Annotated in this window: 11 protein-coding genes, 1 tRNA gene and 1 pseudogene; 5 read left to right on the forward strand and 8 right to left on the reverse strand. The window is 58.1% G+C overall.

The window, feature by feature from the left end:
* Window positions 1-378: integrase core domain-containing protein (locus SM765_RS16600; RefSeq protein ID WP_368981634.1), on the forward strand; the 378-nt coding region annotated here is incomplete at its 5' end.
* Window positions 379-1,169: 791 nt separating this feature from the next.
* On the opposite strand, the pseudogene SM765_RS16605 reads toward SM765_RS16600, so the two are convergent.
* From SM765_RS16605 to SM765_RS16615, 3 genes and pseudogenes are all read right to left on the reverse strand, one after another.
* Window positions 1,170-1,339: pseudogene (locus tag SM765_RS16605) on the reverse strand (IS5/IS1182 family transposase); the annotation flags it as partial.
* Between the two features lie 344 nt (window positions 1,340-1,683).
* Window positions 1,684-2,973 (reverse strand): peptidoglycan-binding domain-containing protein, encoded by a 1,290-nt coding sequence (locus tag SM765_RS16610; protein ID WP_368981635.1) that lies wholly within the window; start codon window positions 2,971-2,973, stop codon window positions 1,684-1,686.
* A 1,379-nt stretch (window positions 2,974-4,352) separates the two neighbouring features.
* Window positions 4,353-5,045, reverse strand: a complete 693-nt coding sequence (locus tag SM765_RS16615; RefSeq protein WP_274835760.1) for a CbiX/SirB N-terminal domain-containing protein — start codon at window positions 5,043-5,045, stop codon at window positions 4,353-4,355.
* A 315-nt stretch (window positions 5,046-5,360) separates the two neighbouring features.
* Between SM765_RS16615 and SM765_RS16620 the strand changes: the two genes are divergently transcribed.
* The 4 genes from SM765_RS16620 (at window position 5,361) to SM765_RS16635 (ending at window position 10,585) form a co-directional block, all read left to right on the forward strand.
* Window positions 5,361-5,434, forward strand: a tRNA-Gly gene (locus SM765_RS16620).
* Between the two features lie 208 nt (window positions 5,435-5,642).
* Entirely contained in the window at window positions 5,643-7,442 is a 1,800-nt protein-coding gene (locus tag SM765_RS16625) for an ABC transporter transmembrane domain-containing protein (RefSeq protein ID WP_274838619.1), read from the forward strand.
* A gap of 186 nt (window positions 7,443-7,628) precedes the next feature.
* Window positions 7,629-9,530: an acyl-CoA synthetase gene (locus SM765_RS16630; protein ID WP_274828317.1), complete on the forward strand. Its 1,902-nt coding sequence runs from the start codon at window positions 7,629-7,631 to the stop codon at window positions 9,528-9,530.
* Between the two features lie 128 nt (window positions 9,531-9,658).
* Window positions 9,659-10,585 carry an alpha/beta hydrolase gene (locus SM765_RS16635; protein WP_274835758.1) on the forward strand — a complete coding sequence of 309 codons (927 nt, stop codon included), beginning with the start codon at window positions 9,659-9,661 and terminating at the stop codon, window positions 10,583-10,585.
* Window positions 10,586-10,601: 16 nt separating this feature from the next.
* On the opposite strand, the gene SM765_RS16640 is transcribed toward SM765_RS16635, so the two are convergent.
* The 5 genes from SM765_RS16640 to SM765_RS16660 all read right to left on the reverse strand — a co-directional run bounded on the left by SM765_RS16640 (window position 10,602) and on the right by SM765_RS16660 (window position 15,535).
* On the reverse strand, window positions 10,602-11,171 hold the full coding sequence (locus tag SM765_RS16640; RefSeq protein WP_274838620.1) for a DUF4453 domain-containing protein: 570 nt from the start codon (window positions 11,169-11,171) through the stop codon (window positions 10,602-10,604).
* A 16-nt stretch (window positions 11,172-11,187) separates the two neighbouring features.
* Window positions 11,188-12,024, reverse strand: coding sequence for an alkaline phosphatase family protein (locus SM765_RS16645; RefSeq protein ID WP_065270806.1), 837 nt, complete (start codon window positions 12,022-12,024; stop codon window positions 11,188-11,190).
* A 108-nt stretch (window positions 12,025-12,132) separates the two neighbouring features.
* Entirely contained in the window at window positions 12,133-13,770 is a 1,638-nt protein-coding gene (locus SM765_RS16650; protein ID WP_274835755.1) for an ABC transporter ATP-binding protein, read from the reverse strand.
* Window positions 13,767-14,582 (reverse strand): ABC transporter permease, encoded by an 816-nt coding sequence (locus SM765_RS16655; protein WP_065270804.1) that lies wholly within the window; start codon window positions 14,580-14,582, stop codon window positions 13,767-13,769. Before SM765_RS16655 ends, SM765_RS16650 begins: the two co-directional genes overlap by 4 nt.
* On the reverse strand, window positions 14,579-15,535 hold the full coding sequence (locus tag SM765_RS16660; protein WP_065270803.1) for an ABC transporter permease: 957 nt from the start codon (window positions 15,533-15,535) through the stop codon (window positions 14,579-14,581). The genes SM765_RS16655 and SM765_RS16660 overlap by 4 nt, the downstream gene beginning before the upstream one ends.

Consider the following 15,535-nt stretch of genomic DNA (forward strand, 5'->3'; position numbering starts at 1 on the left):
TCCGGCCAGCGGGTTGCCCGTGAGCTCGATAATATCGCCCGAACGCGCGGTTATCCGTGCATGGTGGTCAGCGACAATGGGACCGAACTTACGTCGAATGCCATCCTGAAATGGCAGGAAGACCGGAAGGTCGAGTGGCACTACATCGCGCCTGGGAAGCCCATGCAGAACGGCTTCGTCGAGAGCTTCAACGGCCGCCTGCGAGACGAGTGCCTCAACGAGCATCTGTTCGCAAACCTGCGCCACGCCCGGGAGCTGATCGCGTCTTGGCGTGACGATTACAATCACCATCGCCCCCACACGAGCCTCGACGGGCTCACTCCGTGGGAGTATCACCAACGGTCAATAGAGGACCAAACACTGAACAGAGCGAACTAACAACCGCGGACTCAAAGGGGAGCAGGTCATGATCTAAATCTTTTGGGAACAGGTTGGAGTCAAAGTAATGTGCTGAATACTTGACTTCTTGTACTGAGAACTCTTGAAACCACTGATCTTTTAGTGGGGATTTGTTGGTGTTTATTAAAAATGCAATCTTTGTCATGATCCTTTCGTGTTTAAATTTAAGTTGCGGTTGAATTTGGCCGTAGATCAAAGCGCATGTGGTTGTTGTGAGTGGGTGAAGGGAGTATGGTGGTCAGTCCACTTCCCTCACCGCAACCTTTTATAATTTAACATTTCCGAAAGGGTTGTTAAATCAGAGCGCATGAACTTTGTTCCCCATGAGTATTTAGAAAATACCTATGCTCCGGATTCAGCGATCCGACAAAAAGCTTATGAAATTTTCCCATGGATGGCGTTCGTTAGGTGAGTGTAATTCACTCCTTTGAACTAAATCCATATTAACAATTCGCGCAGTAGCGTGTCAATGCCAAATATATGATCAGCGCCTTGTTCTCATAAGATGTATTAGATTGTAATGAGTGGAAGGGGCAAGCCCCTTGGCTTCGCCTCAGTTTAATTTTTGCACCCATGTAGAAAAAGCAGCAAAATACACCAGTTACGCGAATGTCCATCTAATATAGAACTTATACCCTTATTACATGGGTGCAAAAATATCTGTATTGATCCGTAAGGCCCATCCGAAGGCTCCATGGTCTGATATTTCCTTTGTTGACTGCAGGAGCAATTGATGTGATTCCCGAAAATGCCCTTCGGCTTTGATTGGGTTATATTGACAAATGGCGCAGCCAGAGGCAGATCGACGTGATGTAAATGAAGCCCGAGAAGCTCTCCGCAATCTTGCCACAACGGGTAGCGACACGGCGGGTGTTTTCGGTTTGCTGAAACGCCGTTCGACCAAGTTACGCAGACGATACAAAGCCCGTTCGGCGACAACCCACCTCTGGAGCTGCCAAACTTTGCAGTAGCAGGCTAATTGAGGAGAGCCGTTTGCTGATACGCGGATAGTCGAGATTATGAAAGAGCAATAGACGGGCTTGCTGATTGCGGGGATATTTACCCTGTGAGGGTTCTGCCCGCAATATCGCAACAGCTGAAGTCTAAGTCTTGCGGGATGCAGTTTCCCTGGCAGACAGGCTAAAAAAGTTGGAGGAAAAGATCGCCTATTCAAAGTGGCTTTTTTCCTGCGCCCCCAACACAGAGGGGCGCACTTTGTGGTCTTGCTAAGGGCGCTAAGTCATGGACAAAAATTAGAAATAGCGCGTTACCAGTAAAATCAACTCACAAATTAAGGCCCATGGCTTTCAATGTTTTGCGATCGGGCGCTCCAGTTGCGGAAAGACCGTTAGCTTCCTGGAATTTTCTCAGAGCTTTCTTGGAGCCATTCCCCCAAACTCCATCAGGGTCACCTGCATTGAAGCCGCCTGCATTTAGCATCGTCTGGATTGCCTTATAGTCATCGCGGGTCAGTTCAAGGGTAGAGAACCCGCATGCAGCAGCGGCCGCATCAATGACCACATCTGTTCCAGCCATGTTAAGAGACATGCTATGAATCTCCCCATCCCGCTCTCTCAGCCGGAAGAAGGTCTTCTTGGACCCGTATAGTTTCCGCAGGAATGCCTCCCCATCGGCATTGAAAAGACCTGCCCCCTTGCTCCCGGAAAGCTCGCTCCAGCGGCCAGTTTGGGCCTCAGAGTCGTCAATGCGATAGGTCACAGAAATCGAGTTTGCACGGCTATCAGTCAGAATGTAGTCATCGGTATCAAAGACGATGGATGCAGTACCTTCCTGGCAGCCAATCTTAAGAGAAGGGTCGTCTCCATAGCCTTCCGTAAATGCGTTAACATTGATCGCAAATACTGCAGGGCTATCGTCAACTTCAGCTTGGTATTTCTTCAGGCCCCACCACCCAACAACTTCAAAGCCTTCATTGTCCAACTGGCGGAAAATGGACTGATCATAGTCGATGTCAGGGTGGGTCGGATCAGCCCAAGCGACCTTGGTGTCATCTCCGTCATCATTCGAAGGATTGGAGTTGCCAATGTCCGACGCTGATGACCTTGCGGACCCACTGACATTGGCCGGTAGTGCGATGCCATACTCAGCCTGCATCCAGGCTGCACGAATTTGGGCTAGTGTCAGCTTTTCCGTTTCGAGCCTGCTGATAGCCATGGCCTGAACCAATCCCCCTGAATACTGGGCAACTTCATCTTGGACTGCGTCAATTACCTTCATTTGCTTCATGTACTCTTCAAGAAGCTGGGCGGACTTTTCAGGATGGGGCTGAACCGCAGGCACGATTACCTCGATTGTCCCCGCGCCCTCATTGGCAAGCTTTTGATTGGTAAGCAGCGCCAAGGTTAAAGCTGTTGCATCCAATCTGGCTTGTTTGAGCACCCCAAACAGGCTGTCTGGATTTGCCATATTGGAGATTTCTTCTTCAAGCGACGCAATCTCCCCCTGGATTGCTGCAATTTCAGAGGTAATATCTGTTAATGCAGGCCCTGACACCAGCATGGTAGTCGAAAGCAACGCCGCAGCTGCAGACTGAAAAACAGTTTTCCTTATCATTTTAACTCCAAAGCTTCAGTACTTTACGTCAGCTTAGTGCGCATCTTCAGAGGGCGCACCCCCGAAGGTTGCGAAAAATCGTCCTGAGTCGCGTTGTCAAAAGGGTTTCATGGTAGAAAACGAGTAAGAAATCGAAGCGAACCCTTGTTTCAGCACTGTAAGGGGCGACGCAAAGACATCGTCCTCTGGAACTGTCCCTTCCGGCGCTTCTCGAGCTGGGTCTGAAAATCAGTGGGGCCTTCTGCATAGACAACAATCTGCGGTGGACACGGCTGATCAGTGAGGCGACCAACTGTGTCACCATCCTATACGTTTGTGGCCGAGGAAATGATTGAGGAGCGTGGCTGAAGACACTACTTTAAAGATGTGAACGCCACTTACTGAGCAGCAGCACCTCTTTTTCCAAAGAACCTCATCACTGCTCTCCACAAGAAATTATGCGTTTTGGACGCGCTACGGAGCATTCTCTCGACCAACTTTGCTTCTCGCTTCGAGAACTTCATTTCTTGGCCTTCTGGTGTCGACAGAACTTTTGTTCGCAGTTTTTGGACGCGACGAGCATAAATCGCTCCAGCACCTAGAACCAGAACCGCGGCAGAGCCTAAGAAAACCGGTACCAGAATTGATACCGAGGGCAGAATACCGGCTCGCATCATTAAGCCAGTAATACCAGTCGCTCCAATCGTAGTACCCAAGAAGCCCGCGCTTCCAATCAGAGAGATTGCTGCTCCGGCAACCGTTCCATAAGCCCAGATGGCCGCACCTCCTATTGCTGCAGTTCCAAGTGTGCCCGCCGCAATCGCAGTCCCAGTCAAGAAAGAAGCCAGCGCTGCGGTGCTTATGTATGTGCCTGCAACGTAACCTCCTGTGAGCGAACTGTATACGATCAGCCCGCCAGCAGAATGGGCGACGAGGCTTCCTCCGCTAGCCAAGGCTGTAACAACTGGGATCAATGGGAGTACCAAATTTATTTCTCCGACAAACAAATTCCATTTTCTTGTCGCTCATAGGCCCAAAACTGAGCGCCGACACGACTAGCATCGTCCCGTCTTTACGCTGTGTCAAACGCCGTGATGTAATCCCCAACAACGCCGTCGGTTTTGGTCCGGGCTTTTCGTAGCGAATCCTCGACTGAGTTTGGATGAGAAGCCATGGAACTACAGAATACAGACTCGAGAAACACTCTGAGTTGGGCACTATCTTGGACACTAAGTGGGTATTGATAAATTTTGTAAGAGGTTGAAATAAAACAGCAATAATCGGAGGTTGCGGTTCCGGTACTCGCCTCCAAATACCAACAGCGACATATCTCCTGAAAACAAGAAGATGCCGACTAGCTGGCATGCGTTTGTCATGGCTTGCCGATTGATTGGCTGGTCTTACCCGCTGTTGGCGGCGGCAATGGCCTTTGCGATCAGGGCAGGGGTGCCGGGCAGGGCGCCGACAACCGGCAGGACTTGTCCCGCGAACGCGGCGCTGTTGAGAGCCTCGGGAATGTCCCCGCGCACGTGATCACCGGCCTGAGCGAAAAACGGCAGGCACAGGGTCCGGCGGGGCAGGGTGCGTGCGATGGTGTCGATGCCGGGGGCTTGCTCCACAAAGGCGGGGCTGATCTGCGCACTGGGTAGAAGCGCGCGCAGGTGGGTGGCGAATGCCTCTGCGGCTTCGGCTGCCTTTGGGCCGCGGGCGGAGCCATGCGCAGCGAGCAGCACGGAGAGGGGGGCGTCGGCCCATCCGGCCTCTCTTTGCGCGTCTTGCAGGGCAGCTGCGGTCAGCTCCGGCAGGGAGGAATCCAGGCCAAAGGGGCAGGCCATTGTGTAGACGCGTCCCGACAGCCGCTCGGGCAGGACCTTTGCGGTGAACCAGCCCCGGGCCATGAAAAAGGGGTAGATGATGGCGCCGTCTGTCATCACCGCATCGAGCCTGCCGGGATTGGCCAGGGTGGCGGAGCGAATATCCCAACTTGGCAGATGCACCGCCACCTCTGCCGCCAAGGCGGCAAGGGCGCGTTCCGGCGGCTCTGGCGCCGAAGGTTGCCCGTGGGATGTCAGAATGGCGGTCTTCGTGGTCATGGAGGCGGTTTCCAATGCAGCGTTTGTGGCGGCAAAACGATGGCGTAGGGTGACAATTAGGGCCGCTCAGGTGCCTGTCTATCCTGATTGTTACAAAGGCCGAAAGATCAGAGCCGCAGCCGGTTGCACATTGATGGGAGATGACCGCTGGAGCGGGCGTGTGCTGCCCTTAGGTTCGGGCAAGAATTCCACGCAAGCCCCTTTGATATAGAAGTTTTCGCGCCAGGAGGGGCGCGCATCCCTTATCCGGGCTTTTGAAGCCAAGAAGGTGGTTGACCTCACCTGCGGCTTCAAATAAATCACGGATTACTCTGAGCGGGTATGGTGAAATGGTATCATAAGAGCCTTCCAAGCTTAAGGTGCGGGTTCGATTCCCGCTACCCGCTCCAGAAATTCCCCAATGCGCTGATTTGATGTTTAACCGGGACGGTCTTCCGTTGTTTGGTTGCAGCTTCAGGGCCTGTTTGCGGCCTTTGTTTCGGTGTGCGTCCAGATGCCCTTGGGCGGAACGCTTGACCTGCGGGGCCGTGAGGGCCATGAACCACACTGGACCGCAAGGCTCATGGCTTTGCCAGGAAATTGTCATAAGGATCAGCAATGGCGCGCAAGACGGCAGCCCCGAACGCGAAAGAAGAGCGGCAAAGTTCGCGTAAAATCGGAGTGCTGGCGGCGCTGTGGCCCTTTATGCGCCCCTACAAGGCGCTGATGTTCGTTGCCACCTGCGCACTGGTCCTGACCGCTGGCGTGTCGCTGAGCCTGCCGCTGGCGGTGCGCCGGGTAGTGGACAACTTCCGTATCTCCGACAATGCGCTGCTGAACCAGTATTTCATGGCCGCCTTGGCGATGGCGGCCCTTTTGGCCGTGGGCACTGGCCTGCGCTATGCGCTGGTGACGCGGCTGGGTGAACGGGTAGTGGCTGATATCCGCAAGGCGGTGTTCGACCGGGTCATCGGCATGAGCCCCGTGTTCTACGAACGGATCATGACCGGCGAGGTGCTGAGCCGGATCACCACCGACACCACGCTGATCCAGTCGGTTCTCGGCTCGTCCGTCTCCATTGCCCTGCGCAATATGCTGTTGTTTGGCGGCGGGCTGTTCCTGATGTTGCTGACCTCGGCCAAGCTGACTGGTCTGGTGCTGCTGATCGTCCCCGCCGTTATTGTGCCGATTCTGGTGCTGGGACGGCGCTTGCGAGCTATCAGCCGCGAAAACCAAGACTGGATCGCGGCCTCCTCTGGCAATGCCGGAGAGGCGCTGGGTGCGGTGCAGACCGTGCAGGCCTTTACTCATGAGGACGCAAGCCGCCTGCAATTCGCGCAGATGACCGAAACCTCCTATGACGTTTCGCGCAAGCGGATCCGCACGCGGGCGTTTCTGACGGTCATCGTGATCTTCCTGGTGTTTTCCGGCATCGTCGGGGTGCTGTGGATGGGCGCCATCGACGTGCGCGCCGGTGTGATGACCGAAGGAACCCTGATCCAATTCGTCATCTACTCGGTTCTGGTGGCGGGCTCCGTCGCCGCCCTGTCGGAAATCTGGAGCGAATTGCAACGGGCGGCCGGGGCCACCGAGCGGCTGGTCGAGTTGCTGAATGCCGAGGATGCCGTCAACGATCCCGGCGCGCCCAAGGCGCTGGCTAAGCCGGTGCGCGGCGAAATCAGTTTTGAAAACGTGATGTTCCGCTATCCCGCGCGCCCCGATGTGCTGGCGCTGGACGATGTTTCTCTCTCCATCGAACCCGGTGAAACGGTGGCCTTTGTCGGCCCGTCGGGCGCAGGCAAGACGACGATCATTCAGCTGATCCAGCGGTTTTATGACCCGAACGCCGGTGCGGTGCGCCTGGATGGTGTTGCGCTCAGTGATCTGCGCCGGGATGCCTTCCGCAAACATATCGCCATGGTGCCACAGGATCCGATTATTTTTGCCGCGTCCGCGCGGGAAAACATCCGCTTTGGTCGCCCTGATGCCACTGATGCAGAGGTCGAAGCCGCGGCCCGCGCCGCTGCTGCGCATGATTTCATCTCGGCCCTCCCCGAAGGCTATGACAGCTATGTGGGCGAGCGCGGTGTGATGCTGTCTGGTGGTCAGAAACAGCGGATCGCCATCGCCCGGGCCATCCTGCGCGATGCGCCGGTTCTACTGCTGGACGAGGCAACCTCGGCGCTGGATGCCGAAAGCGAGCGTCTGGTGCAGGCTGCCGTGGATGAGCTGAGCCAAGGCCGCACCACGCTGATCGTAGCGCACCGGCTTGCGACGGTGAAAAAGGCCGACCGGATCGTGGTGATGGAGGAGGGCCGCATCGTGGCCACCGGCACGCATGATGCGCTGGTTGCCGAAGGCGGGCTTTACGCGCGTCTGGCGCGCCTCCAGTTCACTGACGGGCTTGCCGCAGAGTAACCTTCCTGCACGGACACATTCCGCCCCACGGGCCGGTTTCCCTTTCGTAAGCTAATGATTTGTCGCAGCGTTAAATGCGCCCCTGCCTTGACGTGACCCTTGCGCTGCGCTTGCACAGCGCGGGTTTTACAACCATCTTGATCGTAGGAGATAATCCCCCGGGACAGGGGGCAGGGGAGGAAAGCAATGGCGTTTGCCACAGTGGAAGATTGCAAGGCAGTTGAGAACGAGATGCCGTGGGAGGCGCGGGACCTGCCGACCACTCTTTACGGGTTGCTGGACCGCACGGCAGGCAAGTTCCCGACCAATAATGCAATCAGCTATCAATTGTTTTCCGGCCCGAACGACAAGGCGGAAACCCTGAACTGGAGCCAGCTCAAGGATCAGGTCACCCAGGCGGCCAATCTGTTCCGCGAGCTGGGCGTCGGAGAGAAGGACGTTGTCGCCTATATCCTGCCGAACTGCACCGAAACGCTGGTGACTATGTTGGCGGGTGCCGTTGCGGGGATCGTGAACCCGATCAACCCGCTCTTGGAGCCGGAGCAGATTGCTTCGATCCTGCGGGAAACCAACGCCAAGGTCGTGGTGACGCTCAAACCCTTTCCGAAGACCGACGTGGCCCAGAAGGTGGCCGAGGCGGTGCGCCATGCGCCGCATGTGAACACCATCCTTGAGGTGGACCTGAACCGCTATCTGACGCCGCCGAAATCCTGGATCGTGCCCCTGGTGCGGCCCAAGCTGGAGAATAAGGCGCAGCTGGCCCACGCCGATTACAAGAGCTTCACCAAGGAAGTGCGCCGTCAGCCCACCACGCTGCAGTTTGCCGACAGCACCGAGGACCGCGTCGCCTGCTATTTCCACACCGGTGGTACAACCGGCATGCCCAAGGTGGCGCAGCACACCTATTCGGGGATGATCTACAACGGCTGGATCGGGCATAGCCTGCTCTTTACCGAAGAGGACAACATCATGTGTCCGCTGCCCCTGTTCCACGTCTTTGCCTGCCATGTGATCGTGATGGCAGCAGTGGCCTCGGGCGCGCATGTGGTTTTCCCGACGCCGCAGGGCTATCGCGGCGATGGGGTGTTCGACAATTTCTGGAAGCTGATCGAACGCTGGAAGATTTCCTTTATCATCACCGTGCCGACCGCGATCTCGGCCAAAATGCAGCGCCCGGTTGATGCGGATGTGTCGACGGTGAAAACGGCCTTTTCCGGCTCGGCGCCGCTGCCGGTCGAACTGTTCCGCCGGTTTGAAAAGGCCACTGGCGTCAATATTGTCGAAGGCTACGGTCTGACCGAGGCCACATGCCTGGTGTCCTGTAACCCGGTGGATGGCGAAAAGAAGATCGGCTCGATCGGGATTCCGTTCCCCTATACCGATGTGAAGATCATCAAATCCACTGCCGACGGACTGGTGGAATGCGGCACCGACGAGGTCGGGGAGATCTGCGTGTCCAACCCCGGTGTCTATGCGGGCAATACCTATACCGAGGCGGAAAAGAACGCTGATCTCTATTTCCACGATAAATACCTGCGCACCGGCGATCTGGGGCGTGTCGACGCCGATGGTTATGTCTGGATCACCGGGCGGGCCAAGGACCTGATCATTCGCGGCGGTCACAATATCGATCCCGCCGAGATCGAAGAGGCGCTTCTCGGGCATGAGGCCGTCGCCTTTGCCGGGGCGATCGGACAACCCGATATTCACGCTGGTGAGGTGCCTTGTGCCTTTGTGGAACTGGTCGATGGTGCCAGCGCCACGGCTGAAGAGCTGATGGATTACTGCAAGGTGCACATCCACGAACGCGCGGCGATCCCGAAACATCTGACGGTGCTGGACGAGCTGCCGAAGACGGCCGTTGGCAAGGTTTTCAAACCGGACCTGCGCAAGAATGCCATCACCCGGATCTACAACGAAGCGCTGCTGAAGGCGGGGCTGCCGACCCGCGTTGAAGCAGTGATCGACGACAAGAAGCGCGGCCTTGTCGCGCAGGTCGAGGCCAACGGCGCCAGCGACGGCGAAATCGGTCAGGTTCTGGGGGGCTTTACCCGCCCGTGGGAGCATCTGCCGCAAGATCAGGGCTGACTCTGGTCTGATATCAAAATTCTGCACAAAGCGCTTGAAAGGGCGCTTTGTGTCGTTTTGGGCATTCCCTTCCTGCCATGGCGTGGCCTAGGGTTTGCCTCAGCAGGCAAAAGGGAGGCTTCCAGATCATGGACTACGAACAACTGATCGACGCGGAAACCTGGGCGTTCATTCGCCGCACCAACGACTGTTATCCGGCGGATACGGCAGAGCGTTCGGTTCCGGAGCAACGCGAGATCTACAACGCCATGGCCCGCAGTTTTCTGGCGCCCCGCCCTGATATGGTCGAGACCGAGGACCGGCAGGTCAATGGGGTGCCGGTGCGGATCTATACTGCCGGGGACCCGACGCGCACGGTGATGTATTGCCATGGTGGCGGCTTTGTCGTTGGCGGGCTGGAAAGCCACGATGACGTCTGCGCCGAGATCTGCGCCCAGACCGGATATCGCGTGGTTGCAGTCGACTATCGTCTGGCGCCCGAGCATATGCACCCGGCGATGTTCGATGACGCCTGGGCGGCCTTTGAATGGATCCTGTCAGAATATGAGGGCGGTATTGTCCTCTCTGGCGACAGCGCTGGCGCCAACCTCTGTGCAGCGGTCGCCCATCATGCCCGGGGGCGGACGGATCGCATTCTGGGGCAGGTGCTGATCTATGGGGCCTTTGGCGGCGATGTGAATGCGGGATCCTACCTCGAGCATGCCAAGGCGCCGATGCTGACCAGGGATGAAATCCTGTTTTATCAGGGGATACGCTGCAAGGATGGCAAGGTAGCCCAAGGCGATCCCACCTATGCGCCGCTGCAGGACGGCGACTTTTCCGGACTCCCCGCTACCATTCTGATCAGCGCCGATTGCGACCCTGTGCGCGATGACAGCCGCGACTACCGGGACCGCATCCTCGCGGCCGGGGGCAAGGCCCATTGGATCAACGAAGAAGGGCTGGTGCACGGTTATCTGCGCGCGCGCCATTCAGTTGGCCGCGCCCGCGACAGTTTCGAACGTATCTCGCTCGCCATTGAGGCGCTGGGCCAGGAAATCTGGCCTTACGATTAGGGTTGGGGGCGGGTGATCAGCCCGCGAAATCCCGGCAGGGGACCTCCCCGGCCTTTTCATAGTTCAGCCAGCCGCCGCTTTTGACGCGCCAGTCACCATGTCCCGCAGATGTGGTGACGTAGGTCCAACCCGCATCGGGCCAGTGGCTATAGGATACGGTGTCATCGGGCAGGATCTGCCCGATCACGGGGCTGGCTTCGCTATGCCCGGCATGCAGCGCGGTCGCGGGGCCCATCCAGCCGAGGCACGCGCCCTGTATTTCGTCCGGGATCGGCAGATCCGACAGCTGCCTGCGGATATGCAAATCATCCAGATCCAGATGGTGCTGTTTGGTATTCACCCGGCAGGACATGTCGCGCTCCATTCCCTGGATCTGCGCGACACGTTGCTGATCCTGCGGCGTCAGGCTGACCGATTTGCCGATGCAGGGCCCCGTGCCGAACACCGCCTGACCCAGAGCGGAACCAAAGCAATACCCGGCCCGGTCCATGATGGCGTTCCGTGTGTACCACAGATCATGGCAGAAATCGCCCGCGGCTGCCGGAGCGGCGAATAGGGCAAGGCAGGCAACTGCGGGTTTCAGCATGGGGGCTCCGTTTGCATCAGCTCAGAAAAGGTTTGGCCTTCATCGTATCGGCGATGGGCGCACCCAACCGGTTCAGGATCGTCGGCGCCAGTTGCAGCTGGTCGATGACAGTGTCCGCATGGGGCCCTTCTGCATCGCCGAAATAATAGAGCGCGGTTTCCTGTTGCAGCGGGCTGCGTCCGCCGTGGTGGCCGCGTTCGTCCTGTCCGTGGTCGGCGGTGACGATCACCTCGTAACCCATCTTGCGCCAGCGCGGGATGAAGGGCGCCAGCATCTCGTCCATGACCGCGCAGGCATGGTCCATCTCCTGGCAGTCATGGAAGAACCGGTGCCCCATGCTGTCGAGGGTGCAGGTGTGCAGCATGCCATAGTTCAGATCGAACCGGTGGGCGAGGTTGGTGAGCGTGCCGAAGAGATCCACATCCGAGGGCGTCATCTGATTGATGAGACCGTAACCGGTCATGCTGTGAAAACGACCGTGGTTGATGGTCTCGCTTTCGGGTTCATCGTATTCGATGTCGCGCACGAAATCGAAAGGGTGCCGGTTGAAGAACTCGGACCAGAAGCTATGCGCCACGGCGCCGGTCGTGCCGCCGCCACTGCGTACCTGGCTGAAGACGTCCTTGTGCGACAGGCGAAAGACGTTGCCGTTGCCGGTGCAGCCATGTTCCGCCGGGGCCACGCCGGTGTGGATCGAGGCATAGCAGCTGGCCGAGATTGACGGCAGTACGGCGCGGTGTTTCCACACGCGGGCATCGCCGCTATCGACCCAGCCTTCTAGATTTCCGAACAGGCGGCGGAAATTGCGCCACGGCACACCGTCCAGAATGATGAGGAGGAGCTTATTGTCCATGATCGGCAATCCTTGTCTTGGCGTTTGCCCGGCGGGTGAGACCGCCCTTATCGGCACAGGCCCACGCAGCTGCGCGGGCCTATGGTGTTTTGTGACCGCGGCGCCGGATCAGTTCCCGGCGCTTTCCATCTTGCGGTTCGCGATGACTTCTTCGAGCCAGCCCAGCCGCATTTCCGGGACCGAGCCGAGTAGCAGATCGGTGTAATCGTCGAACGGCGGCGACAGCACCTCGGTCTTGCTGCCATAGCGCTGCACGCGGCCCTGATACATCACGGCGATATTGTCCGAGATCGCCCGCACCGTCGCCAAATCGTGGGTGATGAACAGATAGGCGACGTTCTCGATCTTCTGCAGGTTCAGCAGCAGCTTCAAAATGCCGTCCGCCACCAGCGGGTCGAGCGCCGATGTCACCTCGTCACAGATGATCATCTTGGGTTTGGCCGCCAGTGCCCGCGCGATGCAGACACGCTGCTTCTGACCGCCCGACAGCTCGGCCGGGTAGCGGTCGATGAAGCTTTCGCCCAGTTCGATCTCATCCAGAAGTTCGATGATCCGCTTGCGCTTTTCGGCGCCCTTCATGTCGAAGTAGAACTCCAGCGGGCGCCCGATGATAGTCCCCACGGTCTGGCGTGGGTTCATCGCCACATCCGCCATCTGGTAGATCATCTGCAATTCGCGCAGATCATCCTTTGTACGGCTTGCCAGATCGGGCGAGAGCACGCGGCCTGCGAATTCGATTTCCCCTTCGCGCGGCGGCAGAAGGCCGGTGATCACGCGGGCGAGGGTGGATTTTCCGGAACCGGATTCACCCACCACCGCCAGCGTCTGACCAGGGTAGAGATCGGCGTTGACGTGATGCAGCACGTCGAACTTGGTGCCCTTGTAGCGGGCGGTAATGTTGCGGATGCTGAGCACTGGATCGCCCGACGGGGCCTTCTCCTCATGCTCGATCGAGCGGACTGAGACAAGCGCCTTGGTGTAGTCTTCCTGCGGTGCATTGATGATCTGATCCACATCACCGTATTCGACCATGTCGCCATGGCGCAGTACCATGATGTCATCGCTGACCTGTGCCACCACCGCCAGATCGTGGGTGATATAGAGTGCGGCTACGCCTGTGTCGCGGATCGCTTCCTTGATCGCCTTCAGCACGTCGATCTGGGTTGTCACATCCAGTGCGGTTGTCGGTTCGTCAAAGACCACCAGATCGGGTTCGGGGCAGAGCGCCAGCGCCGTCATGCAACGCTGCAGCTGACCGCCCGACACCTGGTGCGGGTAGCGATCGCCGATATTGTCCGGATCCGGCAGGCCCAGCTTGGCAAACAGGGTGCGGGCACGGGCCTCGGCGTCTTTCCTGGAGAACTTGCCTTGCTCCACCGCAGCCTCGGTCACCTGTTCCATGATCTTCTTGGCCGGGTTGAACGAAGCAGCTGCGGATTGCGACACATAGGTCACTTCACCGCCGCGCAGGCGGCGCACATCGCGCAGCGAGGATTTCAGGATATCACGCCCGTTGATCCAGACCTCTCCACCGGTGATCTTCACACCGCCGCGGCCATAGGCCATGGCGGCAAGACCGATGGTGGATTTGCCGGCGCCGGATTCCCCGATGAGACCGAGTACCTTGCCCTTTTCCAGATCAAAGCTGACGCCATGCACGATTTCGATGTCATGCGGCCGTTCACCCGGCGGATAGACCGTTGCCCCGATTTTCAGGTCACGGACTTTAATCAGTGGATCGCTCATCCGCGGCCTCCTTTCAGCGAGGTGGTTCGGTTCAGCACCCAGTCGGCAACCAGATTGACCGAGATCGCCAGCGTGGCGATGGCAAAGGCCGGGATCAGTGCGGCAGGAATGCCGTAGACGATACCGTCCTTGTTCTCTTTTACGATACCGCCCCAGTCCGCTTCGGGGGGCTGCACGCCCAGACCCAGGAACGACAGGGTGGAGACGAACAGAACCATGAAGATGAAGCGCAGGCCCATCTCAGCCACCAGCGGTGACAGGGCGTTGGGCAGGATTTCGCGGAAGATGATCCAGACGGTGCCTTCGCCGCGAAGACGGGCGGCTTCGACATAGTCCATGACCTCGATATCCACCGCAACGGCGCGGGCCAGACGGTAGACGCGGGTGGAATCCAGAAGGCCCATTACGATGATCAGCATCGGCACGGTGACCGGCGTCACAGACAGAACCACAAGGGCAAAGATCAGCGTCGGGATCGACATCACCAGATCGACAAAGCGCGACAGTGCCTGATCAACCCAGCCACCGGTGACGGCGGCAAAAAAGCCAAGAACCGAACCAAGGGTGAAGGAAACCACCGTGGCCATGGTTGCGATGAAGATGGTGGTGCGCCCGCCATAGATCATGCGGGTCAGCAGATCGCGGCCGATGTTGTCGGTGCCAAGGAGGAACTCGGACGAGGACGGCTCCCAGACGTCACCGACGACCTCGGCCATGCCATAGGGGGCAATCAGCGGCGCCAGGATGGCCATCAGGAAGTAGAGCGCTGTAAAGAACAGCCCGATGAGGGCGGAAATGGGAATATTTTTCATTTCGGATGCCTCAGACGCGGGTTCGACAGGATGGCAACGATATCTGCAACCATGTTGAGACCGATGTAGACGGCAGCAAAGATCAGACCGCAGGCCTGAACCACCGGAACGTCCCGTTTCGATACGTGATCGACCAGATACTGGCCCATGCCCGGATAGACGAAGACGACTTCGATCACGACGACACCAACCACCAGATAGGCAAGGTTCAGCATCACAACGTTGACGATCGGCGCGATGGCGTTCGGGAAGGCGTGGCGGAAGATCACCTGAAAGCCGTTGAGGCCCTTCAGTTCGGCGGTTTCGATATAGGCCGATTGCATCACATTGAGGATCGCAGCACGGGTCATGCGCATCATATGCGCCAGAACGACGAGGGTCAGAACCGCAACGGGCAGGGCGATGGAGCTCAGCTTTTCACCCAGCGACATGTTGTCGTTGATCATCGCAACCGACGGGAACCAGCGCAGTTTGACCGCGATCAGGTACATCAGCACATAGCCGATCAGGAATTCCGGGATCGAGATCGAGGCCAGCGTGACAGCTGAGATCAGCTTGTCGGGCCAACGGTCCTTGAACCGCACGGCCAGCAGGCCAAGAAAGATTGCCAGAGGTACCGCGATGACGGCAGCCCAGAAAGCGAGGAAAAGCGTATTCGACAGGCGCTTGCCGATGCTTTCTGCGATGTCGCTGCCGCTTGTCAGGGCGGTTCCCAGATCGCCGGTCATGATACCGCCGAGCCAGTCAAAATATCTCTGCAGCGCGGGCTCGTTCAGGCCAAGCTCGGCACGCAGGTTGGCCAGCGCCTCGGGCGTGGCGGACTGTCCCAGGATCGATTGCGCAACGTCACCGGGCAGGATCATTGTCCCGGCAAAAATCAGGGCAGAAACCAGAAACAGCAGGAGAAGACCCAGCGCAATGCGCTGGGCCAAAAGTTTTAACAGGAGGGGCAT

The sequence above is a fragment of the Pseudophaeobacter sp. 1A09344 genome (genome assembly GCF_041008745.1).
GTDB classification, from domain to species: domain Bacteria; phylum Pseudomonadota; class Alphaproteobacteria; order Rhodobacterales; family Rhodobacteraceae; genus Phycobacter; species Phycobacter gallaeciensis_A.

Bases quoted from the DNA above. Each gene is read 5' to 3' on its own strand.
- SM765_RS16610 (WP_368981635.1), bottom strand. From the start codon at position 2,973: ATGATAAGGAAAACTGTTTTTCAGTCTGCAGCTGCGGCGTTGCTTTCG.
- SM765_RS16615 (WP_274835760.1), bottom strand. From the start codon at position 5,045: ATGACCACGAAGACCGCCATTCTGACATCCCACGGGCAACCTTCGGCG.
- SM765_RS16625 (WP_274838619.1), top strand. From the start codon at position 5,643: ATGGCGCGCAAGACGGCAGCCCCGAACGCGAAAGAAGAGCGGCAAAGT.
- SM765_RS16630 (WP_274828317.1), top strand. From the start codon at position 7,629: ATGGCGTTTGCCACAGTGGAAGATTGCAAGGCAGTTGAGAACGAGATG.
- SM765_RS16635 (WP_274835758.1), top strand. From the start codon at position 9,659: ATGGACTACGAACAACTGATCGACGCGGAAACCTGGGCGTTCATTCGC.
- SM765_RS16640 (WP_274838620.1), bottom strand. From the start codon at position 11,171: ATGCTGAAACCCGCAGTTGCCTGCCTTGCCCTATTCGCCGCTCCGGCA.
- SM765_RS16645 (WP_065270806.1), bottom strand. From the start codon at position 12,024: ATGGACAATAAGCTCCTCCTCATCATTCTGGACGGTGTGCCGTGGCGC.
- SM765_RS16650 (WP_274835755.1), bottom strand. From the start codon at position 13,770: ATGAGCGATCCACTGATTAAAGTCCGTGACCTGAAAATCGGGGCAACG.
- SM765_RS16655 (WP_065270804.1), bottom strand. From the start codon at position 14,582: ATGAAAAATATTCCCATTTCCGCCCTCATCGGGCTGTTCTTTACAGCG.
- SM765_RS16660 (WP_065270803.1), bottom strand. From the start codon at position 15,535: ATGCCCCTCCTGTTAAAACTTTTGGCCCAGCGCATTGCGCTGGGTCTT.